19 protein-coding genes and 1 pseudogene are annotated in these 24,026 nt (G+C 66.4%); 12 read left to right on the top strand and 8 right to left on the bottom strand.

Annotated elements, in window-relative coordinates:
• Window positions 1-18 precede the first annotated feature (18 nt).
• The 3 genes from bcsG to BGP02_RS12540 all read left to right on the top strand — a co-directional run bounded on the left by bcsG (window position 19) and on the right by BGP02_RS12540 (window position 4,018).
• Window positions 19-1,644, top strand: coding sequence for a cellulose biosynthesis protein BcsG (gene bcsG, locus BGP02_RS12550; protein ID WP_286798633.1), 1,626 nt, complete (start codon window positions 19-21; stop codon window positions 1,642-1,644).
• 171 nt (window positions 1,645-1,815) lie between these two features.
• On the top strand, window positions 1,816-2,814 hold the full coding sequence (locus BGP02_RS12545) for an aldo/keto reductase (RefSeq protein WP_017232213.1): 999 nt from the start codon (window positions 1,816-1,818) through the stop codon (window positions 2,812-2,814).
• Window positions 2,815-3,082: 268 nt separating this feature from the next.
• A complete protein-coding gene (locus BGP02_RS12540) occupies window positions 3,083-4,018 on the top strand; it encodes a universal stress protein (protein ID WP_198288652.1) in 936 nt (311 codons plus the stop codon).
• A 79-nt stretch (window positions 4,019-4,097) separates the two neighbouring features.
• On the opposite strand, the gene BGP02_RS12535 is transcribed toward BGP02_RS12540, so the two are convergent.
• The 5 genes from BGP02_RS12535 to BGP02_RS12515 all read right to left on the bottom strand — a co-directional run bounded on the left by BGP02_RS12535 (window position 4,098) and on the right by BGP02_RS12515 (window position 12,037).
• Window positions 4,098-5,357: an NAD(P)/FAD-dependent oxidoreductase gene (locus tag BGP02_RS12535; RefSeq protein ID WP_286798632.1), complete on the bottom strand. Its 1,260-nt coding sequence runs from the start codon at window positions 5,355-5,357 to the stop codon at window positions 4,098-4,100.
• Between the two features lie 116 nt (window positions 5,358-5,473).
• Window positions 5,474-6,127 (bottom strand): TetR/AcrR family transcriptional regulator, encoded by a 654-nt coding sequence (locus tag BGP02_RS12530; RefSeq protein ID WP_261938517.1) that lies wholly within the window; start codon window positions 6,125-6,127, stop codon window positions 5,474-5,476.
• On the bottom strand, window positions 6,124-7,632 hold the full coding sequence (locus BGP02_RS12525) for an efflux transporter outer membrane subunit (RefSeq protein WP_286798631.1): 1,509 nt from the start codon (window positions 7,630-7,632) through the stop codon (window positions 6,124-6,126). Before BGP02_RS12525 ends, BGP02_RS12530 begins: the two co-directional genes overlap by 4 nt.
• Complete coding sequence (locus BGP02_RS12520; RefSeq protein ID WP_286798630.1) at window positions 7,629-10,829, bottom strand: efflux RND transporter permease subunit; 3,201 nt, start codon at window positions 10,827-10,829, stop codon at window positions 7,629-7,631. The genes BGP02_RS12525 and BGP02_RS12520 overlap by 4 nt, the downstream gene beginning before the upstream one ends.
• On the bottom strand, window positions 10,826-12,037 hold the full coding sequence (locus BGP02_RS12515; RefSeq protein ID WP_286798629.1) for an efflux RND transporter periplasmic adaptor subunit: 1,212 nt from the start codon (window positions 12,035-12,037) through the stop codon (window positions 10,826-10,828). The genes BGP02_RS12520 and BGP02_RS12515 overlap by 4 nt, the downstream gene beginning before the upstream one ends.
• Before the next feature lie 385 nt (window positions 12,038-12,422).
• Here BGP02_RS12515 and phbB point away from each other — a divergent pair, with 385 nt between their 5' ends.
• Entirely contained in the window at window positions 12,423-13,166 is a 744-nt protein-coding gene (gene phbB / locus BGP02_RS12510; RefSeq protein ID WP_017232208.1) for an acetoacetyl-CoA reductase, read from the top strand.
• Between the two features lie 41 nt (window positions 13,167-13,207).
• Entirely contained in the window at window positions 13,208-13,798 is a 591-nt protein-coding gene (locus BGP02_RS12505; protein ID WP_017232207.1) for a hypothetical protein, read from the top strand.
• Here BGP02_RS12505 and BGP02_RS12500 read toward each other — a convergent pair.
• Both BGP02_RS12500 and BGP02_RS12495 read right to left on the bottom strand, forming a co-directional pair.
• Entirely contained in the window at window positions 13,780-15,777 is a 1,998-nt protein-coding gene (locus BGP02_RS12500; protein ID WP_157211346.1) for a PHA/PHB synthase family protein, read from the bottom strand. The two genes, BGP02_RS12505 and BGP02_RS12500, sit on opposite strands and share 19 nt — an antisense overlap.
• Window positions 15,778-15,976: 199 nt before the next feature.
• The gene (locus tag BGP02_RS12495; RefSeq protein ID WP_261938520.1) at window positions 15,977-16,684 is read right to left on the bottom strand and encodes a phosphatase PAP2 family protein; all 708 of its coding nucleotides are present in this window, start codon (window positions 16,682-16,684) and stop codon (window positions 15,977-15,979) included.
• A gap of 249 nt (window positions 16,685-16,933) precedes the next feature.
• On the opposite strand from BGP02_RS12495, the gene BGP02_RS12490 reads away from it, so the two are divergent.
• The 7 genes and pseudogenes from BGP02_RS12490 to BGP02_RS12460 form a co-directional block, all read left to right on the top strand.
• Window positions 16,934-17,794, top strand: a complete 861-nt coding sequence (locus tag BGP02_RS12490) for a M23 family metallopeptidase (RefSeq protein WP_268566328.1) — start codon at window positions 16,934-16,936, stop codon at window positions 17,792-17,794.
• A gap of 125 nt (window positions 17,795-17,919) precedes the next feature.
• Entirely contained in the window at window positions 17,920-18,915 is a 996-nt protein-coding gene (locus BGP02_RS12485) for a metallophosphoesterase family protein (protein ID WP_268566327.1), read from the top strand.
• 25 nt (window positions 18,916-18,940) lie between these two features.
• Window positions 18,941-19,321 carry a cupredoxin domain-containing protein gene (locus BGP02_RS12480; protein ID WP_017232203.1) on the top strand — a complete coding sequence of 127 codons (381 nt, stop codon included), beginning with the start codon at window positions 18,941-18,943 and terminating at the stop codon, window positions 19,319-19,321.
• A 115-nt stretch (window positions 19,322-19,436) separates the two neighbouring features.
• Window positions 19,437-20,111: an RNA polymerase sigma factor gene (locus BGP02_RS12475; protein ID WP_261938523.1), complete on the top strand. Its 675-nt coding sequence runs from the start codon at window positions 19,437-19,439 to the stop codon at window positions 20,109-20,111.
• The gene (locus BGP02_RS12470; protein ID WP_017232201.1) at window positions 20,098-20,955 is read left to right on the top strand and encodes an anti-sigma factor family protein; all 858 of its coding nucleotides are present in this window, start codon (window positions 20,098-20,100) and stop codon (window positions 20,953-20,955) included. The genes BGP02_RS12475 and BGP02_RS12470 overlap by 14 nt, the downstream gene beginning before the upstream one ends.
• Before the next feature lie 39 nt (window positions 20,956-20,994).
• Entirely contained in the window at window positions 20,995-21,801 is an 807-nt protein-coding gene (tam, locus tag BGP02_RS12465; RefSeq protein WP_286798628.1) for a trans-aconitate 2-methyltransferase, read from the top strand.
• Window positions 21,802-21,897: 96 nt separating this feature from the next.
• A pseudogene (locus BGP02_RS12460) lies at window positions 21,898-22,749 on the top strand (AraC family transcriptional regulator); the annotation flags it as partial.
• Here BGP02_RS12460 and BGP02_RS12455 read toward each other — a convergent pair.
• Window positions 22,710-23,951 carry a YbfB/YjiJ family MFS transporter gene (locus BGP02_RS12455; protein ID WP_286798627.1) on the bottom strand — a complete coding sequence of 414 codons (1,242 nt, stop codon included), beginning with the start codon at window positions 23,949-23,951 and terminating at the stop codon, window positions 22,710-22,712. The pseudogene BGP02_RS12460 and the gene BGP02_RS12455 overlap by 40 nt on opposite strands.
• Between the last annotated feature and the right edge of the window lie 75 nt (window positions 23,952-24,026).

Raw genomic sequence — 24,026 nt, 5'->3', positions numbered from 1 at the left:
AACTCAGGGACGCATACGATGGGCATCTGGAACCTCTATTTCATCCTGAAGCTGCTGCTCCTGTGGGCCGGCACCATCGGCTTTCACGTGCTGCCGAACTTCCTCTTCGCAGTGCTGCTCGCGATCCGGCTGCGCCCGCGCTGGGCGCGCATTGGGCGACAGGTGATCGCTCTGCCGGCCGGTGCGGCGCTGCTCTATTACGATTCGAACCTGCCGCCGTTCGCCCGTTTCGTCGAGCAGTTGCCGGCGCTGCTGCAATTCCGGTTCTCGTACCTGATCGAGCTGCTCGGACGCTTCGTGCCGACGCAATTCTGGCTTCTGCTCGCGATCCTGACGCTCGTCTACTGGATCGTGAACCGCTGGGTTCGCGTGACGACCTTCGTGATGCTCGCGCTCGTGATCGTGCCCCTCGTGCTGCGCTTCGGTGCGCTGGGCCCGGTCACGCCGGTGGTCGCGGCGACGGGCGATATCCCGGCCGCGCCGTCGGCGGGAGCGAGCGCCGCGACCGCCGGCGTGAACGAATTCGTGTCGGGTGATGGCGAGGTGCCGTTGGCCGCGAATCCAGACGCGGCACTCGATGGCTTCTACACTCGCGAACTGACGCGCGCCGTCGCGATGCCCGCGCAGGCGGGGGCCGGACCGGACTTCGATATCATCTTCCTGCACATCTGTTCGCTCGCGCAGGACGATCTCGACGCCGACAATCTCGCCAACCTGCCGCTGCTCTCGCGCTTTGATTTTGTCTTCAAGAACTTCAACTCCGCGGCGAGCTACAGCGGCCCGGCAGCCATTCGTGTGCTGCGCGCCGGCTGCGGCCAGCCGACGCACAAGGCACTGTACGATCCGGCCGGCCCGCAGTGCTACGTGATGAGTGACCTGAAGCAGCTCGGCTATACGCCGTCGCTCGCGATGAACCACGACGGGCATTTCGACAACTTCATGCAGGAGGTTCAGCAGAACTTCGGCGTGCAGGGCATCACGCCGTTCGACAACACGCGCACGCGTGTGACCATGCGCTCGTTCGACGAAACCCCGGTCCGCTCGGATGGCGACGTGCTGCAATCGTGGTGGCAGCAGCGTATGGCCATGCCCGACAAACGCGTCGCACTCTACTACAACACGATCTCGCTGCACGACGGCAACCGTCTTGAAGGCTCGCGACTGCCCAGCGCGCAGAGCTATCCGATACGCGTGAAGGCGATGTTCGACGATTTTGGTCAGTTCATCGACACCATTGCCCGGTCGGGCCGCAAGGCGGTGGTCGTGTTCGTGCCCGAGCACGGCGCCGCGCTGCGCGGCAGCAAGCTGCAGGTCTCGGGCATGCGCGAGGTGCCGCTGCCGGAGATCACGCATGTGCCGGTGGCGGTGAAGCTCGTGGGCTTCGGCAACGGGCCGGGGGCCAGCCACGGCACGCCCATCACGATTTCCACACCCACGAGCTATCTGGCGCTGATGACGCTGGTTTCGCATCTGATCGCGAACAACCCGTTCGCGGGAACGCCCGATCTGGCGTCATACGCGGCTGATTTACCGCAGACGGCCTTCGTGTCGGCGAACGAGCAGACCACCGTCATGAAGTACGGCGGCAAGCAGCTCATTCGAGGCACTGACGGTGTCTGGGTGGACCTCAAATCGATGGAGTGACGCGCCAACCCTGCGCGAGTCCTCGCCGGATCCGCACGCGAATGCGCGTTCGGGCTCGCGCACGCGTTTTCCCGGAATCGCGCATACTGTGCGCTCTTGCCAGCGGGCGTGGCCGGCGAGGCCCGCGATCGTTGCCTGGCATGGACGCATTCGAAACTTCCGGGAGTTACTGTGCAATACACCAAATTCGGCCGCACCGGCCTGAGCGTTTCCCGCTTGTGCCTGGGCACCATGACGTTCGGTCTGCAAACCGAGGAAGCCGCCAGCCATGCGATTCTCGACCGTACCGCCGACGCGGGCGTCAACTTCATCGATATTGCCGACGTCTATCCGCTCGGCGCCGACATCTCGTTGTCCGGACGTACCGAGGAGATCGTCGGACGTTGGCTCAAGGGGCGCCGTAGCCAGTTCATCGTCGCGACCAAAGCTTGCGGCCAGATGGGACCGTCACCGTGGGACAAGGGGGCGTCGCGCAAGCATCTGCTCGATGCCATCGATGCGTCGCTGCGCCGCCTGGGAACCGACTACGTCGACCTGTACCAACTGCATTCCGACGACACCGACACGCCCATCGACGAGACGCTCGAGGCGCTCGACACCATTGTGAAGTCGGGCAAGGCCCGCTACGTCGGCGTGTCGAATTACCTCGCCTATCGCCTCGCACGTGCCCTGGGCCGCGCCGACGTGCTGCGCGTGGCGCGCTTCGTGTCGGTGCAGCCGCGCTACAACCTGCTGTTCCGTCAGATCGAGCGCGAACTGCTGCCGCTGGCCAGTGAAGAAGGTCTGGCGGTCATCCCTTACAACCCGCTCGCCGGCGGATTGCTGACGGGCAAATACCGACATGATGCCGCCCCCAGCGAAGGTCGCTTCACCACGGCGACGGTCGGCAAGGCCGGCTCGATGTACCAGCAGCGCTACTGGCACGAGCGTGAGTTCGAGACGATCGAGTCGCTCAAAGGCATTGCGAAGGACGCGGGTGAGTCGCTGACGCGTCTGTCGCTCGCCTGGGTGCTGGCGAACCCGGCGGTCACGTCGGCGATTATCGGCGCGAGCCGCGTCGAACAATTGACCGAAACACTCGGCACCGTCGACTACGCGCTCGACGCCGGCCTCAAGGCGAAGCTCGACGACGCGTCGCATGCTTATCGCTGGGGCGACGCCGCCCGATAAGCGCGACGTTCCGCCCCCGGCTTTCTGCTGGACTCACGCCGTACACAGGCCCGATGCGTCGGGCCTGTGGCGTTTTTGCGTTGCATCAAGCAAGCGCGTCTTAAGGGGGATTCCCGAGCCAGCGAAGGTAGTCGTCGGCTACGATCGAGCGCTATAGTAGCTGCATCGTGTCACGGTTCGACAGTCGAAGCGACTCGCGCGGCGGCACGATGCCGGACACGCTGCCTGCGTGCGAGGCCTTCCTGTGATGCTCTTTGCGAGGCTGCTCATGACAAAACGCATTCTGCTGGCGACCGACGGTAGCGAATCGTCACGCCGTGCGCTGCGCGAGGCGGCCGCCTTTGCGCGCAACGGCGACGTGATCCGCGTCATTCACACGGTGGAAGACCCCGTCACGCCGGTGACCTCCGCCTTCGCCAAGCTCATCGACCTGGAGCAGGTGCGTCGCGACATGCAGCGCGAGGGCGAGGAACATCTGGCGCGCGCGGTGCTGTATCTGCGCGAGGAAGGGCTCGACCCACAGGCGCATTTGCTCGATCTGCGCACGACCGGCGAGACCGTTCCGGAGGCCATCACCCGCGAGGCCAACGAGTGGGGCGCCGAAATCATCATCGTCGGCACGCACGGCCGGGGCGGTGTGCGACGCGCCATGCTGGGCAGCGTTGCCGAACAGATTCTGCGCAGCGCGGAGGTGCCGGTGATGCTGGTGGCGGGCGAGGCGCGCCCGCATTCGCCGTTGCGTGCGGGCGGACACTACGAACGGATACTCGTCGCGCTCGACGACAGCGAGACGTCGCACCGCGCCTTCGAATACGCACTTTCGCTCGCTCGCGCGCATGCGGCGTCGTTGCGCGTCGTCCATGTGCTGGATATGCCGGGGCCATTTCCCGAAGGCTTCGACTCGGCCCCGCTGCTCGGCGCGGTGCGCGCCGTGGGCGAGCAGGCGCTGAAGTGGGCGACGCGACGCCTGCATGAGGCGGGCGTGCCCGGCGACGTCGAGTTGCGAGAGCTTCAGCCGGTCGGCGAGGGGGTTGCCGATCAGATTATCTGCGCAGGCAAAGAGACCGATGCCGATGTCATCGTGCTTGGCACGCACGGGCGGCGCGGGTTCCGGCGCTTCACGCTGGGCAGCGTCGCGGAGGACACGGCCCGTCACGCGGGTCGGCCGGTGTTGCTGTTGCCCGCGCACGCACCGGTGGAGTGACACGCGCGCCGTCAGGCGGCGCGTTGATCGCCGGGCGGAACCGCCCGGCGTTTGGCACATCGGAAGAAGGCGTTCGGCCTCAGGCGACTGGGCCGAGTTCTGACAGAAGCGTTTTGAGGGGCGTGGCCGCGTCGGCCAGACGCACCGGGTCGACCACGGCGCGGCGACCGACGAGTTCGCGTGCGGCCAGAAACTCCTGTGCCCGATTGATGCTCACGGCCGCCACGACGGCACCTTCGCGCAGATAGAAGCGCATGAACACGGCGGCCCCTTGCGCATCCGGCAAGCGGCGCTCGATCATGGCGTCATGGCCGTCCGTCAGGCCGACCATTTGCAGCTTCGCGTTGAACTGATCCGACCAGAACCAGGGCGCGGTCGCGACGGCCTTGGGCGCATCGCCATGCACTACGCTCGCCGCCACCTTCGCCATTTCGCTCGCGCTCGGCACCGATTCCAGACGAATGCGGCGGCCCAGCGCCGGGTGTTCGTGATGCGCGCAGTCGCCCACCGCCAGGATCGCCGGATCGCTGGTACGGGCAAATTCGTCGACGACGATGCCGTTCTCGACCGCCAGCCCCGCGGCCTGTGCCAACTCGGCGTTCGGAACGACACCAATGCCAACGACCACTACATCAGCCGGCAGGCGCTTGTCACCGGCCACGACCGCGACGACCCGACCGGCCGCATCCTGCTCAAGCGCGGTCACGCCGACGCCCACCTGCACGTCGACGCCGTGCTCGCGGTGCAACGTCGCGAAAAAGTCCGCCAGATCGGCTTCCGCCACGCGGGCCAGCAGGCGCGGGGCCGCTTCGAGCACGGTCACCGCGGCGCCCGCCTTGACGGCGGTTGCCGCCACTTCCAGCCCGATGTAGCCGCCGCCGACCACGACGACGCGCTTGCCCGGGGCGAGCGCCTCGCGCAGACGCGTGGCATCTGCGATGTTGCGCAGGTAGTAGACGTTCGGGGCGTCGCCGCCCGGAATGGGCAGATGGCGCACGCGGCCGCCAAGCGCCAGCACCAGATGGTCGTAGCCGAGTGTCTGGCCGTCGTCGAATGTGACGGTGCGCGCCGCGCGGTCGATGGCAGTGGCCGTCACGCCCAGACGCACGTCGATCTCGGCCTTCTCCCAGGCGTCTGCCGGACGGATCAGCAGGCTGGCTTCATCGGCCTGACCGGACAGAAACGCTTTCGAGAGCGGCGGGCGGCGATACGGCAGGTGGCTTTCGTTGCCGGCGAGCACGATGCGCCCCGTGTAACCCAGTTGACGCAGGGCGAGGGCGGTTTCGCCGCCGGCTTGACCGGCGCCGAGAATGACGGTGGTGGAATTAGCGTCTGACATGAGGATGAAAGCAAAAGAAGGCGGCCGCCAGTGTAATGCATCGGCGCGCCTGTCGCGTCCCGGATACCGTCAAGGGGCGTTCGTGACACCGCCGCGTCGCTTGTCGCTGACGGGGGTCAGTCTTTTGGGGCGTTGGGTTCGGCGAAGAACAGGCATTCGACCTGCTTGATCAGGGCCGGCCCGAAGGCGTCGCCGCCGACCTGCGGCGCAATCAATTGCATCAGCACCGGGGAGCCGGGCGGTGGGTGCAGGGCGTGGACAAGCACGCAAAAGTACATGGCCGGATGTTCGGCACGCACGACACCCGCCTGCATGCCCTGCACGATGAGGGGCTCCATGCAGTCGTAGACGGGCATCACCAGATGGCGGTGCAGGATGGCACCGCGCTCGCCGGTCTCCGATGCGTGCTGCGTGATGAACTGCTTGTGCTCCGGATGGTGGATGGCGTGGGCGGCGATGATCGCAATGGCTTCCTTGAGACGATCGGTCACCGGACGCGCAGTGTCGAGCGACAACGCGCGCAGCCGCTCGCTCGGACCCGCGAGCGCGCCTTCGAGCGTGTCCACGCATGCGCGCCACAGTTGCTCCTTCGAGCCGAAGTGCACGCGCACCAGGCTGGCGTCGACCTTCGCCGCCCGCGCGATGCCACGCAGGTTGGCACCGTCATAGCCCAGTTGCGAAAAGGCGTCGATGGCGGCGGCAAGCAACGCCGCACGGCCTTCGGGCAGGTGTTTGGGGCGACGGCCCCGCGGGGTCGATATGGCAGTCATTGTCGGACAACGTCGTGCGCGGGGCGTGTGGGCTCAGCGGCCTGGGCCGTATCGGCCACTGGCGCCGGCGGCACCCCCATTGCGTAAAAGAGGAGCGCAGTATCCGACAAACGTGCGCCGGTTGCACGCACTGTCGTGAGATAGGCGTTCCAGTACTGCTGTTCGCGCCCGCGAGCCGCCGACGCCGGCAGGGCGCCCAGGCGCACGCGGGCGGTCGTGTCGCGATAGATCTGCTCGGCCGCCGCGCTGGCAAGGTCCGCGTGCCGCAGCGATGTGTTGTCCGCTTCGAGCGACGCCAATGTATCGGCTACGTTCTTGAACGCGGCGAGCACCGTCTGCTTGTATCGGTCGAGCGCGGCCGCATAAGTGGCGCTCGCTGCGCGACGCTGCGCGAGCAATGCGCCACCGTGGAAGATCGGCTGCGAGATCGACGCGGCGACGCTCCAGAGCGCCCCGGCGCCGGAAAGCACCATCGGCCAATGGAAACCGCCTTTGCCCATCGACGCGCTGAGCGTCAGACTCGGGAACATCTGCGCCGTGGCCACGCCGACCTCGGCCGAGGCCGCCTTGAGGGCCATCTCGGCCGCCTGGATGTCGGGCCGCGATTGCAGCAACGTCGACGGCACGACGACCGGCACCCGTTCGGGGACCTTCAGCGCGCCCAGCGGCACATCGTCGGGGGCGCGATCGGGCGTGCGGCCCAGCAACACGGCCAACGCGTGGCGCGTGGACTGCCACTGCGCGCGCAGCCCGGGCAGCGACGCTGCGAGCGTCTCGGCGTTTTGCGCGGATGCCAGCGCGTCGGCGCGGGAGACGGCGCCGAGCACTTCTCGCCGGGCCATTTCTGTAGCGTCGGCCTGCGCCAGTTCGACGAGCCGCTCGGTCGCCTTGACCTGTGCACCGAGCACCGACGCCCCGATGGCGCCGGAGACGATATTCGCCGCGAGCGCCTGCCGCGCCGATTCGAGCTGGAACGCCTGCTGATCGACCTGGGCCGCCAGCGACGCGTCGGCGAAGCGAGCGGCGCCGAATAAGTCGAACGTGTAGCGCGCCTGTACCTGTCCCACGAACATGTTGTAGAGCGCCGTTGGCGGTCCGAGATTCGGGATGCCGAGATTGCGCTCGCGTGCCGCTTCGCCGCCAAGGTCGATCGACGGGAAGAGCGACGCGCCGATCTGCGCCTTCAACTGCTCGCGCGCGGCCTGCAAGGCATGCTCCGCCGAGGACAGGGAGGGGCTGTTGCGCAGCCCTTCGTCGACGAGGGCATTGAGGGTGTCCGAGCGATAGGCATGCCACCACGCGCTCACGGGGGCCGCGCCCACGTCGAACTGCTGTGCCGTGCCCTGCGCCACGTCGGTATGCGCGGGCAGCGCGCTGGCGCCATAGTGTGCGGGCGAGGGCATGACCGGCGGCGTGTCGCCCGGGGTGAACGCGCAGGCGCTCAGCCACAGTGGGAGAATCGGAACGAGCGGGGCGCACCAGCGCCGGACGAGGCGCGGCATCATGAGCGGTCTCCTTGCGGGTTAGCCGCGTGTGCGGGGGCGGCGGGCGAAGCACGTTCGTCGTGACGCACGCGGAATGCCGTGGCGTACAGCGCCGGCAGGAAAAACACGGTCAGGATCGTGGCGCTGGTGATGCCGCCCATCAACGCCGTGGCCATCGGGCCGAAGAAGTTGCTGCGCAGCAAAGGGATCAGCGCGAGCACGGCGGCGGCGGCCGTGAGCGTGATTGGCCGGAAGCGCCGCACCGTGGCGCTCACGATGGCGTCGAAGCGCGGGTGTCCCGCGGCGATGTCCTGTTCGATCTGGTCGACCAGGATCACCGAGTTTCGCATGATGATGCCGAACATCGCGATCACGCCGAGCATTGCCACGAAACCGAACGGCTTGCCGAACAGCAGCAACGTGGCGACCACGCCGATCATGCCGAGCGGGGCCGTGAGCACCACGAGCAAGGTCCGCGCGAAGCTCTGGAGCTGGATCATCAGGAGTGTGAGCACCGCGATGATCATGATCGGCATCTGCGCCATGATTGAGGACTGTCCCTTGGCGGACTCCTCGACCGATCCGCCGATCTCGATGCGATAACCCACCGGGAGGGCCTTGCGGATATCGCCGAGCGATCGGTCGACGGCGTCGGTCACGTCGATCCCCTGCTTGCCCGCGCGTACATCCGAGCGCACGGTGAGCGTCGGCTGCCGGTCGCGCTCCCAGATCACGCCATATTCCAGGTCGTTCACCACATGCCCCAGCGTGGCCAACGGCACCGGGCCGTTCGGCGTGGGCATGGCGAGCGTGGCGAGCTTCGCCGGATCCACCCGCTCGGCCTTGGGCGCGCGCAGTGTGATCGAGATCAGCTTGTCGCGTTCGCGGTATTGGCTGACGTCGTAGCCCGTGAGCGTCATGGCGATGAAGTTCGAGATATCCGTCGAACTCACGCCCAGTGCGCGTGCTTTCTGCTGGTCGACTTCAAAGTGCACCGAGCGTTGTGAGGGCTCGTCCCAGTCGAACTGGACGTCGGCGGTGTCACCGTTCTTGCGCATGACGGCCGCCACCTGCTCGGCGATCTTGCGCACCGTGCCAATGTCGTCGCCGCTCACGCGAAACTGCACGGGAAAGCCGACGGGCGGTCCGTTTTCCAGTCGCGACAACCGGGTGCGCACACCGGGCATGGCCTCGCGCAGCGTCGGCTCGAGCCATTGGGCGAGCGCCTCGCGATCGTCCACGGACTTGGCGGTAACCACCAGTTGCGCGAAGTTCGGCGTGGGCAGTTGCTGATCGAGCGGCAGATAGAAGCGGGGCGCGCCGGTGCCGACAAAGCTCACCGTGTGATCGATCTCTTTCCGACCCTTGAGCAATTTTTCGAGACGTTGCGTTTCGCGCAGTGTCGCTTCATACGACGCCCCTTCCGGCAGACGGAGATCGACCATCAGTTCGGGCCGATCGGAACTCGGGAAAAACTGCTGGGGTACGAGCGAGAAGCCGGCCATCGAAATCAGGAACAGCACGACGGTGATGGCAAGCACGATCAAGCGGCGCTCGATGCACCATGTCAGCCAGCCGCGCAGGCGATTGTAGAAGCGGGTGTCGTAGACCTCGTGCTCATGATCGTCGCCGTGATGGGCCTCGCGGGCTCGCTCGGGCAACAGCTTGTAGCCGAGCAGCGGAATGAGCACGACCGCGGCCAGCCACGAGGCGAGCAGCGCAATGGCCGAGACCTCGAAGATCGAGCGTGTGTATTCACCCGTGCTCGACTTCGCCAGGGCAATGGGCAGAAAGCCGGACACGGTCACGAGCGTGCCGGTCAGCATGGGGAACGCCGTGCTCGTGTAGGCGAAGGCGGCCGCACGCTTGCGATTCCAGCCTTGGGAGAGCTTCACGGCCATCATTTCGACAGCGATGATGGCGTCGTCCACCAACAGCCCGAGCGCCAGGATCAACGTGCCGAGTGACACCTTGTGCAGCCCGATGTCGAAGAGGTACATGAACAGCGACGTCACGGCGAGGACAACCGGAATCGAAATGGCCACCACCATGCCGGTGCGCAAGCCAAGCGAGACGAGGCTCACGATGAGCACGATGGCGACGGCTTCGGCCACCGCTTCGAGGAAGTCGTCGACGGACTGTGACACGGACTTCGACATGCTCGCGACTTCAGTGAGCGTGAGGCCTGCGGGCAATTGAGCACGCAGCTCGCCCATCTTGCCGGCCAGCGCCTTGCCAAGGTGAACGACGTCCTGCCCCTTTTGCATGGTGATGCCGATGCCGAGCACGGGCTTGCCACCGAAGCGCATCTCCGAGACGGGCGGGTCGACATAGCCGCGCTTGATCGTGGCGATGTCGCCCAGCCGGAAAGATCGGTTGTTCACGCGGATGAGCGTGTCGGCAAGGTCAGCCACGCTGCGGAACTGGCCGCTCGGGCGCACGACCAGCCGGTCGTTGGGCGTGTCGATCGTGCCCGCGGGCGAGACCGCGTTCTGCGCGCCCACGGCCTGCGCAATCTGGTTCGGGGAAATGCCGAGTCGCGTCAGTTGCGTGTTGTTGATCTCGACATAGATGCGCTGCTCCTGGTCGCCGAAGTAGTCGACCTTCGCCACGCCAGGCACGCGCAGCAGCACGGTGCGTAGCGAGTCGGCGTAATCGCGCAACTGGGCGGGACCGAAGCCGTCGCCCTGGAGCGTGAAGATGTGCGTGTAGACGTCGCCGAATTCATCGTTGAAGAACGGTCCTTGCACGCCCTGCGGCAAGGTGTACGCGATGTCGCCGACCTTCTTGCGCACCTGGTACCACTCTTCCGGCACGTCGCTCGCGGGCGCCGAATCCTTCATCGAAAAAAACAGCAGCGACTCGCCAGGGCGTGAATAGCTGCGTTGGAAGTCGATCGCCGGCATCTCCTGGAGCTTGCGCGCGATCCGGTCGGTGACCTGCTCCTGCACCTGTTTGGCGGTCGCGCCCGGCCAGTACGTGCGGATGACCATCACGCGGAACGTGAAGGGCGGATCTTCTGATTGCGCGAGGCGCGAGTAGGCCAGAATGCCGAAGATCGTGGCCATCGCGATCAGGAAGATCACGAGCGCGCGATGCCGCAGGGCCCATGCGGAGAGATTGAACCGGCCCTCCTCGTGACGATAGTCCTTGGGTGCGGCGGGCGGCGCGGCGGGGGATGCCGCGGGCACAGGCGGCTTGCCGTCCTGCGGGCTCATGACGCGAAGTCCTCGGGGTGCAGCGGCGCAATCACGCGAACCTTCTCGCCGGCGGTGACGGTGTGCGCGCCTTGCCAGACGACGCGCTCACCGGGTTGAATGCCGCCCGCGACGGTGACGGTGCGCTCGCCGTAGCGAGCAATCTTCACGCGCCGCAGCACCAGCGTGTCGTCGGATTTGACGACCCACACCGCGGGTTGATCGCCCTCGTGAAAGAGCGCGGTCGACGGCAGCGTGATGGGCGGGCCGTCGGCGAGCGGGGGGGCGGCGCGCCCGCCGGACACCATTGCGGCGGGCGTGGCCGATGTCGTCGACGGTGCCACAGGTGGGGCGACCGGCGGCGCGAAGGGTTGTGCGAACGCGACGTTGGCCGTCATGCCGAGTTTGACGTCGGGACTGGGTGAGAGCAGCGAGAGCTTGGCTCGGTAAGTGCGGCTCGTGGGATCGGCCGCCGGCGCGATTTCACGCACCCGCGCTTGCCACGTCTTGCCCGGCACGGCGGGCAGCGAGACGGTCGTCATCTGCCCGACGCGCAGGGCGCCGAGCACGACTTCGGGCACGTCGGTAATCACATCGACGTCGCCCGTCCATGCCAGCTGGTAAACCGGCTGACCCGCGCTGACGTTCTGTCCCGTATCGGCTTGCTCGGCGGTGATCACGCCGTCGCGATCCGCCTTGAGGCTGCCGTAGTTCAACTGATCGCCGGCCAGTGCGGCCTGCTGCGTCGCCTGATTGCGCTGGGCGAGCGCGCTCGCGTAGGCATTCTCCGATTGTTCCAGCTGCGCCGGGGCGATGAGGTTTTCGCGGGCTTGCGCACGGTCGCGGGTGACGGTTTGTGTCGCGTAATCAAGTTGGTGCTGCGCGGCGTCGAGCTGAGCGCGCGCACTGGCGGCCTGCTTCGAGAGATCGGCCGGATCCAGCCGGGCGACGATCTGGCCCGCCTTGACGGCGTCGCCGAGTCGCACGCTGCGCTCGATGATCTGGCCTGCAACACGGAACGAGAGCGGCGTGACGTAGCGCGCCTCAATTTGCGCCGGTAGCGACACAACGGGCGCGTGCTCGGCGACCTTGGCCGCCACCGCCACGACCGGGCGCGGGGGCACCTCCGGCGGGGCTTTGCGCGAACACGCGCTCAATAGGGCGGCAATGGCCGTGATGGCGACGGCCAGGGCAAGGCGGCGTGGTGCGATGTCGGGCAGAAGGGGCATCGTGCGCTCGTAACTGACAAAGGGAGACATCAAGATTAAATCTACGGGCGATGATATATGGATTGACCGCGTGGTGCAACGGCGCTGCGCACGACTTTTCACCGCCCTGTGACTATCGACGGGGGGCGTGTCATTGGATTGTTGTCGGCAAGCCTGGGAAGGCCAACCGCCGAATTAATTTGGAGTACGATGCCTAGCGAGTACCCGACGCAACCACTGCGGACATGAGTGAGTCTTCGCGCGCATGACGCCACGTGGGCTTGAGACTTTGACCGAAGTCAAGCGAAGGGCATGCGGGGGGATCGCGCACGGCGGAAAGCTGGGGGTTCGCGGCTATGCTGGAGGTATCTGACGTTTCGCGATCATTCACTGGAGACGGATAGCCATGACAACACGCATCGCTTTGGTCACAGGCGGTATGGGCGGTTTGGGTGAGGCCATCAGCCTGCGCCTGGCCGATGCCGGGTATCGGGTTGCAGTCACCTGTTCGCCACAGAATCACGATTGCGAAGGGTGGGTCGAGCGCATGCGCGCCACGGGCCGCGAGTTCGCCGCGTACCGTGTGGACGTCGCTGATTTTGCCTCATGCGAGGCTTGCGCGAAAGCCGTCGAATCCGATACCGGTCCGGTGGACATCCTGATCAATAACGCGGGAATCACGCGCGACGCGACAATGCGCAAGATGACGTCCGAAGACTGGCAATCGGTATTGCGCACGAATCTGGATAGCGTATTCAACATGACCCGGCCGATCTTCGGCGGCATGGTCGCGCGCGGCTGGGGCCGCATCGTCAACATTTCGTCGGTCAATGGCAGCCGTGGGGCGTTTGGACAAGCGAACTACGCGGCGGCGAAGGCCGGCATGCATGGGTTCACCAAGTCGCTGGCGCTGGAGGTCGCCAAGGCCGGGGTGACCGTCAACACGATCTCGCCGGGATATCTCGCCACGAAGATGGTCACGGCGGTCCCGGCCGATGTGCTCGAATCGCGCATCCTTCCGCAAATTCCGGTCGGCCGGTTGGGGCGCCCGGATGAAGTGGCCGCCCTGGTGGCCTTCCTTGCCTCGGAAGACGCGGGTTTCATCACCGGCAGCAACCTTGCCATCAACGGTGGCATGCATATGGAGTGACTTGCAGCGACGCTGCCTACTACTTATTCAGGAGAGTCACGATGTCAAAGGAAACGAATCCGGCACTGACGATGGTCAAGCTCGGCACAGCGAGTGCGCTGGGCGCCTACGGCATTTTGCTGGAAGCTGCGCAACACATGCACCAATTGCAGGCAGAGCGCGATACCGAATTGCTCAAGGCCCATGCGGACGCCGCCAAGTCGCTCGGCGGCGCCAAGGACTTCAATGGGTTGTTGACCGCGCACTTGCAAATGCTCAACGGTCAGCTCGCGCAACAGAACGAATTCTGGCGCGAGTGGCTGGCGGTGTGCGCGAACAATCAACTGCTCTGGACCGAGCATTTGCGCAAGACGGGCGAAGAGCTGCAGCACGGCATGGCCGGTGCGATGACGCTGCCCGATCTGATGGGGGCGGGCACAATGCCAGGAGACGCCGCCAAGGCCGCCGAAGCGCCGTTGCAGAAGTGGTTCCAGGCATTCAACGACGCGACATTGGGCACGATGGACGCGTGGCGACGCTTGTCGACGCAAGCGGCACAGGCCACCGAGGCGGCCGTTTCTCAGCAGTCGCCTCTCAACGGGCGCGTACCGCCCAAGCGCGGCGGCGCTCCGGCTCAACGCTCGAGCACGTAAGCGCCGGGCGCATCGCATAGCGAGTGCGCAGGTGGCCAGGCGGTGGCGACGGATTTGCCGCTGCCTTGGGCGAGCAGCCACGCCTGCCATGCCGGCCACCAGGAGCTTGGCTTGGCGGGCGTGGTGACGAACCATTCGTCGGGATCGCGATACGCCGCGCCTGCCACGCGCGTCGCGACGCGATGGTGACTAGTCGGATGTCCCGGCTCACAGACGACCCCCACGTTGTGCCCGCCCGAGACGAGCGCAAACGTCAGATCGCCGTTGTAGAGCAGATGCATCTTGTAGACGGAGCGCCACGGGGAGATGTGGTCGCGTTCCGTCGCCACCACGAACATCGGCACGCGAATGTCCGATAGCGCGACCGGTAGCCCACCCACCTTCAGTGTTCCCGTCGCCAACGCATTGTTCAGATACAGCTCGCGCAGGCACTGACTGTGCAGCCGCGCGGGTATACGTGTGGTGTCGGCATTCCACACCGTAAAGTCGGTCGTTTGCGCCGGTTTGCCGAGCAGGTAGTCGTGCATGAGCCGCGACCAGATCAGATCGCGCGAATTGAGCAATTGGAACGTCCCCGCGAGTTGCTCACCGCTGATGAATCCCTGGCGCCACATCATCGCTTCGAGATACGCCACCTGGCTGGCGTCGATAAACAATCCCAATTCGCCAGGCTCGCTGAAATCGGATTGCGCGGCCAGCAGCGTCACGCTGGCGAGCAGGTGGTTTCCTGCCTCGCGGCCTTTCGAACGTCCGTCCCCGCCTCGGTGATCGCGACTGATCTCGCTTCCCTCTTCACCGCCGATCGGGTTTCCGCGCGCAAGCGTCGCTGCCGCGATGGCGAGCAGCGTGCCGCCCAGGCAGTAGCCGCAGGCATGAACGGGCACGTTGTCCGTCAGGCGATGCACCTCGCGCAGGGCGGTCAGCAGTCCGGCGTTCAGGTAGTCGTTCAGTCCACGGCCACGAGCCTTCGGCCCGGCGTTATGCCACGACATCATGAAGACGTTATGCCCCTGCGCGACCAAATAACGCACGAGTGAATGCTGCGCTTCCAGATCGAGGATGTAGTACTTCAGCAGCCATGACGGCACGATGAGAATCGGTTCGCGCCACGTCTGCGCCTGCGCCGGAGCGTAGTGCAGCAACTCGAAATACGCGTTGCGATAGACGACCTTGCCGGGCGTCGCGGCAATGTCGTGGCCAACGCAGAACGCTTTGCACGCTTCGGGCCCCGCCCCCGGCGCATGGCCCGCCGCCATGTCGCGCAGGTCGGACCACCAGCGTTGCGCGCCACTGACGAGGTTTTGCCCGTGCGTGTCGCGTACCGCGTTGATGACTTCCGGATTCAGGAACCAGACGTTGCTTGGCGAGAACACATCGAGCCATTGCCTTGCCATGAAGCGCACCACGTCGCGGTGGTGCCGATCGACGCCCGGGATTTCGCCCGTCATCGTGTCCACGAAATCCTGCGTTCGCAGGAAACGTTCACGCCACCAGGCGAACGGGAGTTGATCCCAAAGCGGGTCGCGGAAGCGCCGGTCGGCGATGGAGGGGCCGCCGACCTTCGCCCGATCACTGGCCGTGGGCTTGTCGATGGCGGCGAAAGCCTTGAAGACGTTGAGCTGATGCCCGGGCGCCGTCGCGGCGTGCATGGCCCAGTCGGCCCAGGCGAGCGCGACCGCTGCGGGCGAGACATTGCCGGTAAACCGCGCGGTCGCGGCCATCGCGGCACGGTCCAGGCTGTCGGTAAATGAGGTGGCCAACGACGGAAATGCGATCTCGGGCGTCTCCACTGGCGCAGGTGTGCCTCCCGTCGTGGTAGAGACAGGGCTTGCTACGGCGGCCGGCACCGGGCCCGGGGGCGTCGCACGGCGCGTCGGCGGATTCGCCGCTTTGGGCGTGCCGCGCGAGCGCGATGCGGAGGAAGATTGGGACGATGGGGACGACGGCGATTCGGAGGTCTTGGCAGTGCGAGCGGGCATGGCGGACTCCGTTCTACCTCGCTACGATCATGCGAACGCGCGCGGCGGACGACGAAGCGAGGAGGATGCATTGGGCAACCCCGGTGTCGCGACGTCAATACGTCACGGGGCGTTTCGACAAATATATCGCAGACGCTATGCACGTATCGTGATCTGCGACAAATTGCGCAGGGACGACGACGTCATTCCGTGAGGTGGTTCATCGTGCCGCGGCTGGCGTCGGGGCATCGGGCGAGGCGGCGGGTTTCGCCGGCGCGGGGCGCGAGGGCCGCAGGGTCGACGAGGGCATGGGCTTTCGTGCGCGCCAACTGATGCGACGGAACGGGTGCTCGCGTCCGGACAGCGTGAGCGCGACGTGGGTGATCCAGCGCTGCGTCGGCACGCGCTCGCCGTGCAGCCACATCACAAGCGCGAACAGGCTGGCCGCCATCGGCAGGGTTTTGAGATTGGGGGTGGCGTCGCGACGCGTATGCCAGGCAAAGGCAGCACAGATGGCGAAGCCCACGATACAGCCGGCCACCGTCTCCGAAATCGAGTGCGCAGACAGGGCGACGCGCGACGCCCCGACCGCCACGCTACCCGCCGTGGCGGTGGCCATGCCGAGCACGCGCCACGGCCATGCGAGGTGGCGCACAAGCATCCATGCAACGACGGGGTACACGGTGGCGGCGAGCATCGTATGGCCGCTCACGCCGGTGAAATCGAGTTCGCGCCACCCGAGGCCCCAGCCGAGGAACATGACCTTGGAAGCCGCCACAACAAGCGCACCCGCCGCAAACAGGGCGACCCAGGTGAATGCCATGCGCCACGCACGGGCCGAGAGCAACCAGAGGGTGAGGGCGGCGGCGGCGGGCACCGTCACGGCGGCACCACCGAAATTGGTAATCGTGATCCAGAAGCTAGACATGACTGGCAAATGACGGCCCGAGGGCGGAGGGCTTCGGGCGAAAGCGCTATCTTACGCGCGCGACGCTAGGGAGAACAAATGCCGGTCCGGCATCGCACGGCGGCAAGGCACGGAACGGGGTCTCGCGCCGGGTTAATTCCCAAATGACGGCATTTTGCTGGGACTTGATGGATGGTTTGCGCATTTTCCCGTCAATTGTTGTCGTGATGCCCCGTAAACTGCGTCGTTTTCGAACAGGTTTCTCGAACGATGTCTTTCTCTTCTCCTTCCTCCAAGCGCAGGTGCGCCGCGTTGGACGGCGGCGCGCAAGGCCTGCGGGGGCAAGGCGAAGGCCGCCGTGCCCGCTGGCGCGCGGCGTGCGTCTGGCTATGCATGGCGGTGCCGGCGGCTGCGATGGCCGAAACTGGCGGCATGGCCGACGCATTACGCCTGCACCCGCGCCTGACCCCGTCGTTTTCCTTCTCGCCGGCGGCACCGACCGCGTCGGCCGACGCATCGTCGCCGCACGCGAACGTGGCATTGCCGCAATCCGTCTGCGGCAAGGTATCGCCGCTGTATGCCACGACCATGACGGTACGGGCGTCGAAGCCTCTCGTCATGCCGGTGACCTATTCGCGCGTCTCGTCGGATTTCGGCACGCGCTCCCACCCGGTGCGGCGCGTGAAGCATCGGCACACCGGCATCGATCTCGTGGCGCCGTCGGGCACGCCGGTGCGCGCGGTGGCGCACGGTGTGGTGAAGTCCATCGGCTTCGAGCGCCGGGGGTTCGGGCGTTACATCGTGATCGCGCATCGGCACGATAGCGAGACGATCTACGCCCACTTGTCCGCCACGGCGCGCGGGCTGCGTGTCGGTGAGACGGTGGCGGCGGGCCACCTCATCGGGGCGGTCGGCAAGACGGGAATGGTCACGGGCCCGCACCTGCATTTCGAACTGCGCCGCCAAGGTGTGCCAGCCGATCCACGCCCGTTGCTGCGCCGCACGGCCAAGATGAGCGAATCGCCGGCGGGCACGGGCAACCCTTGCCTGAGCGTGCTCAATGGCGTGCCGTCGTGGCTTCTCCATGGGGGGGCCGGGGTGGCCACTCGATGGCAGTACTCGCCGCTCTGAGGGGCGCGTCGAGATCGACTTTCCGGGAATAAAGCGGTACGTGCACCGGTATTACGGATATGGGCGCTCTTGCGACTCGTCACGGTGACGGGCGGGGCAGCGCACGTAACGAAGGGAGGTGCGCGATGAGCCATCAAGGGGAAGTCAAGCCGGAGACCGGTTCCGATGCCCGTTCGTTCGACGAGGGCAACCCGTCGCGACGCATGTCGCGTCGCCGGGCGATGACATGTCTTGCGTGGGCGGGCGCGGGTATCCTGTGGACCCTCGACGGGGGCGTGCCGCGCGGCCTGTCGCTGGGGGCGCCGGCTGCGGCGGCCGACAAGGCGGCACGTCATGCACTGTCGTTCGTGCAGATCAGCGACAGCCATATCGGCTTCAACAAGGCGGCCAATCCCGATCCGGCGTCCACGCTGCAACTGGCCATCGATCGAATCCGCGGCGCATCGCAGCGTCCCGCGTTCCTGCTCCACACGGGCGACGTCAGTCATTTGTCGCGCGCCGAGGAATTCGATACCGCGCAGCAGATCGTAAGCAGCGCGGGCCTGGAAACCCACTACGTCCCCGGCGAGCACGACGTGATCGCCGACGACGGACGCGCCTTCTTCGCACGCTTCGCACCCGACAGCCGGGGTGTCGGCTGGTACAGCTTCGATCGACAAGGCGTGCACTTCGTCGCGCTGGTCAACGTGATCGGGCTCAAGGCGGGCGGCATGGGCTATCTGGGCGACACGCAACTCGCCTGGCTCGCGGCGGATCTTAAGGGGCGCTCGCGCAGCACGCCGCTCGTCGTGTTCACCCATATGCCGTTGTGGTCGGTCTATCCCGCCTGGGGCTGGGGGACCGACGACGGCGAACGCGCACTCGCCCTGCTCCGGCCGTTCGGCTCGGTGACGGTGCTTAACGGGCATATCCACCAGGTCCTGCAAAAAGTGGAGGGCAATGTGCGTTTGCAGACAGCCATGTCGACAGCGTATCCGCAGCCCGCACCGGGTGATGGCCCCGGCCCGGGACCGTTGAAGGTCGACGCGTCGCAACTGCGGCAGGCCCTCGGCATTCGTCGCGTCGACTTCACGGCGCTCGACGGAACGCCAATGCTCAGTGACACCTCGTTGGCGTCGTGACGCCCACGGCTTTCGGAGCCCTTCCATGAAATCGTCTCTTCTGAACGCTTGCGGTGCACGGCGTCGCGTATGGCTGCGTGGCGTCGCCGTGGCGTCGGCCGGCATGCTCACGCTCTGTCTGCCGGCGCTCGTGGGCGTCGTCAACGCCGCGGACGCCAATGCCGTCAATATCGACAACTTTGCGTTCTCGCCCGCGACGCTCACCGTCCGCGCGGGCACGCGTGTGACATGGACCAATCACGACGAGGACCCGCATACCGTGACCAGTTCGGACAATCCGCATGCGTTTGCGTCGGGCGCGCTCGATACCAACGGCACGTTCTCATTCATGTTCGACAAACCGGGAACGTATCGCTACTACTGCGCGATTCATCCTCACATGACCGGTGTGATCGTCGTGAAGTAGTCGCGAAATCGTCGTGGCGAAAGGCAGATGTGATTCAATGAGGCCATTGACGTCGTGTTCGCGACGACAGACCAATTCACCCGGGCACCGCGTTGCCCGCACTGGGGAGACTCCGGTGACCGACGCTGAAAAACCCGGCGCGCCTGCGTCGGAACGGTTCGATGCACTGGCCTTGCCGCACCTCGACGCGGCGTACAACCTCGCGCGCTGGCTGTCGGGCAGTGCAAGCGACGCCGACGACATCGTGCAGGAATCCTACTTGCGAGCGTTGCGTTTCTTCGACGGTTTTCGTGGCGACAATGCGCGCGCGTGGCTGCTGGCCATTGTGCGCAATACCTGGCTGACGGAGTGGCGTCGCCGCGCCGATGCGGCGCTCGGCACACCGTTCGACGAGGCCAGGCACGGCCTGCAGGATGACGCCCGTCTGCCCGGTTGGGATGACGCAACGCCCGGCGACCCTGAGCGTCTTGCCGTGCAACGTGACGAGTGCGCGCTTGTGCGCGGAGCGCTGGCCTCGTTGCCGGTGGTGTTTCGCGAGGTGCTGGTGTTGCGTGAGATGGAGGATCTGAGCTACCGCGAGATCGAGACGATCGTCGGGGTGCCGGCGGGCACGGTGATGTCGCGTCTGGCGCGCGCCAGGCAGATGCTGGCCGCTGCCGTGCTCGATGCACAGGCCGCCACGCGCACGAGCGCCAAGACCACGCCGTGCGCGCCGTCGGCGCAGGTCGCACGTCTGACACGTCTGCCAGTTGACGGCACCACGCGGGGAGGACCCGATGAACAAGCCTGACGACCCCAACGATACGACGCCGGGGACGAGCGCCGGCGAAACCCCTGTCGCCGGCGAAGCGACTACGCTCGGCAAGCTGTTGCGCGACGGTTCGTTGCGCCATGCTGCCCCGCAGACGTTACGCGAACGCCTGCGCGACGACATGGCGCTCGCCGAACGTCAAGTGCGCCTGACGTCGGCGCCCGCCACGGCAGTGCCTGCGCAGGATGCGAAGCCTGGGGGCGATCCGACGAATCCGGCCCATCCGGCGTCGCCGCCGAAGCCCTCACACGTGAATCGACCGGCCGAGCTGGCGTGGGGGCCGAGCCTTGCCCCTTGGTTGTTCGGCGGTGCCGGCGGCGCGATTCTCGGCGGACTCGCGGTCGCGATGGCGTTGCTGGTGGCGCGTCCGCCCGCGACGCCGCAGGGGATTGAGGAACCGGCTGTCATGGGCCTGCAACCGCAGGAGATCGTGGCGAGCCATGTGCGTGCGTTGCTGTCGCAACATCCGATCGACGTGGTCTCGACCGATCAGCACACCGTCAAGCCGTGGTTCAACGGACGCATCGATTACGCGCCGCCCGTCACCGATCTGTCGGCCAAGGGGTTCCCGCTGGAAGGCGGACGCGTCGACTACGTGGGTGGACGCACGGTGGCCGTGCTCGTCTACCGTACGGACAAGCATCCGATCGATGTCTACGTGTTTCCGGCGCGTGACATGGGTGCGGCGGCGCCGACGATCACGGGGTCCGATGGCTATGCCATTGCGCGCTGGCGGCGCGGCGGCATGACGTATTGGGCGATCACCGATGCCGAGCCGTCGCACCTGCGTGTGTTTGTCGAGGCATTGCAGGCGGCGACCTGATATCGTAAGGCGCTTGCCCCATCCCCCATGGAGAGCGTCATGTCGAAAGTCCCGTCGCCGAATGCCCCGGTGAATCCTGCGTGGCAGGCCGAACAATACGTCAAGTTCGAAGACGAGCGCACGCGTCCCGTGCGCGATCTCGTCGCCGCCATTCCGCCGCTTGCGGGTCGCGGAGTGGCCCGCGTGGTCGATATCGGCTGCGGCCCCGGCAACTCCACCGAAGTGCTCGCCGCTCGTTACCCACACGCTAACGTGCTCGGGCTCGATAGTTCGCAGGACATGGTCGATGCGGCGCGTGCGCGACTGCCGCAATGCCGCTTTGACGTGGCCGATATCGCGACCTGGGCCGATGGCCCGTTCGACGTGATTCTCGCCAACGCGGTGTTGCAATGGTTGCCGGATCACGAGACGCTGTATCCGCGTCTGGTCGATTGTCTTGCGCTCGGCGGTTCGCTGGCCGTGCAGACGCCCGACAATCTCGACGAGCCTGCGCACCGGCTGATGCGGGAAGTGGCGGCCGATCCGCGTTGGGCCGCAACGCTCAAAGGGGTGGAGCGCACGGCACGCCATGGCGCGACGTTCTACTACCCGCTGCTGCGCGCGCTGTGTTCGCGCGTCGACATCTGGCGCACCACGTACTACCACCCGCTCGCGGGCGGGGCACCGGCCGTCGTGGAGTGGTTCAAGGGCAGCGCGTTGCGGCCGTTCCTCGCGAAGCTCGACAACGCATCGCGAGAGGCGTTTCTGGCGCGCTATACCGACGCGATTGCCAACGCGTATCCGGCGCTGGCCGACGGTACGGTATTGCTGCCGTTTCCACGCCTGTTCGTGGTGGCGACGCGATGATGGACGGGATAGGGCAGGATCGCCGTGCACCGAGGACTCAAGCAGGCAAGGTGCGCGCCCGGCAAACTGCCTGACGCCGGGTGTAAAGTAGTGCACATGAATCTACTGTCCCCGCCGATTCAGCCGTTTCGCAACGCCCCTCACTACTGGCGCTCGTCGCTGGTCCCCGGTGGCGATATGGTCACCGCTGAGTACAACGACCACACCTTCGCACCGCATTGGCACGATGCATATACGTTCGCGTGCATCGTGGAAGGGGCCGAGCGCTATGCCTACCGGGGCGGCGAGCATGTGGCGGACGCCGGATCCGTGGCCGTCATTCACCCAGGCGAAGTGCATACCGGCGCGCGCGAAACCGATTTCGGGTGGCGCTATCGCGTGTTTTACCTGCCGGTCGGCTTCGTGCAAGGCGTACAGCGTCAGGTGACGCGTCCGTTGGCGGGGCTGACGATGCCGGGCGACGCACATCCCTGGTTTGGCGAGCAGGTCATCCGCGACCCGCAGGCGATGCATCGACTGACGGCGGCGCATCGTCTACTTCAGGCTGGCGCCGACCCGTTGCTGGCGGAAAGTGTACTGATCGAGGCCGTGTCGTTCATGCTGGCGCGCCATGCGCGGGCGCGGGTGCCGGATACGCCGGCATATCGCGATGCGGTGCGGGTCGAGACCATGAAGGCGCGGCTCTCGGCCGATCTCACCGAGCCATTGTCGCTGACGGCCCTGGCCGAGGCGGTCGACCTGTCGCCGTTTCACGCCGCGCGACTGTTCTCGCGCGAGACGGGCCTGGCGCCGCATGCCTGGCGCAATCAGTTGCGTCTGGTGCGAGCCTTGCCCGCGTTGCGCGCCGGCGCGCCGGCGACCGACGTGGCCGTCGCGCAAGGCTTCAACGATCTGTCCCACTTCACCCGCTACTTCCGGCGTGCGTTCGGTGTGTCGCCTGGGAAGTGGAGCGCCAGGCGAGCGGAGGCCACGTTGACGAGCAGTCCGATCGCCATCGCGACACCGCCCACCATGAACAGCAGCGAATAGTTGCCCGACGTCGCGGCGAACACAAACGATAGTCCGTACGCGGCACCTGCCTGCAACGTCGCGAAACTGGTCGTGGCGGTGCTCCACGCGGCTTTTTGTCCGGCAGGATGATGGGCGAGTAGTTCGTTCACGCGTCCGAGCACCAGCGGCACGATGCCCGGGGTGAAGGCGCCCATGACCACGCTGGACACCATCAGAGCGGGCAGGCCGAGGCCGAGCACCGGCAGCAGCACCGCACAGAATTGCGCGACGTAAGCGACACGCAAGGCCCGTGCAAAGCCGATCCGGTCGGCGAGGTGCCCGGCGAAAAGCGGACCGACGATCGCCCCCAGTCCGTACAGCACCCAATAGTTCGCGCCGGCGTCGAGTCCCTTGCCCAGCCCTCGGGCGACATAGTCGACGAGAAAAATCATGTGCGGCACCAGTGCGACGGCGTTTAGTGCGTACTCGATATAGAGCGAGCGCAGCGCCACCGGACTGACGTGTGCGCGCCTGATGGGAGCGGGGGCGCTGGAGGCCGTTGCCGTCGGCGTGCCGTCGGGCCAACCGCGCCACGCCACCGCCGTGAGCACGAGCGAAAGCACGCCGAGACCGCTCCACGCGTGGGCAAGCCCGTCGCGCAACAGGAGCGGCACGAGCGTGCCCGACGCTGCGATGCCCAGCCCGAGGCCGGCGAAGATTGCGCCGCTCACGATGCCGCGCCGCGAGGGGGGCACGTGCGCCAGCACCGACGGTGCTGCCGTGACCATCAATACGCCGCCCGCAAACCCCGAGGCGAAGCGCCATCCGAAAAACCAGACGAACGAGATGGGCCAGGCGCAGGCGAAGAAAGCGAAGACGGCGACCAGCATCATCGTGCGCACGAGTCTCACGCTCGACACATGCCGGGCAAGCACGCGTGCCCCCAAGGCGCCGGCCAGGTAGCCGCCGAGATTGGCCGCGCCAAGATAGGCAGCAGTCGCGGGTGCGAACCAGTGCGCACCGATGATCGCGGGCAGAAGCGCCGTGTAGGCGAAGCGGGCAAAGCCGATGCCGACAAGACTGGCGCAGGCGGCCGACAGCGTGGCGCGCCAGGCGTTGAACGCGGCGGTTGTGGGGCGGCCAAGGGCGGCGTGGGACATGAGGACTCCGGAAGCACCGGCTTCGCCCCGACGTGGGTCGGTGCGAGGTTTGACGGCAATGGCCTCAGTCTAGGA

The organism is Pandoraea sp. 64-18 (genome assembly GCF_001899225.1).
Classification (GTDB): Bacteria; Pseudomonadota; Gammaproteobacteria; order Burkholderiales; family Burkholderiaceae; genus Pandoraea; species Pandoraea cepalis.
The sequence above is the reverse complement of the archived record's forward strand: the minus strand, read 5'-3'. Positions and strand labels throughout refer to the sequence as shown.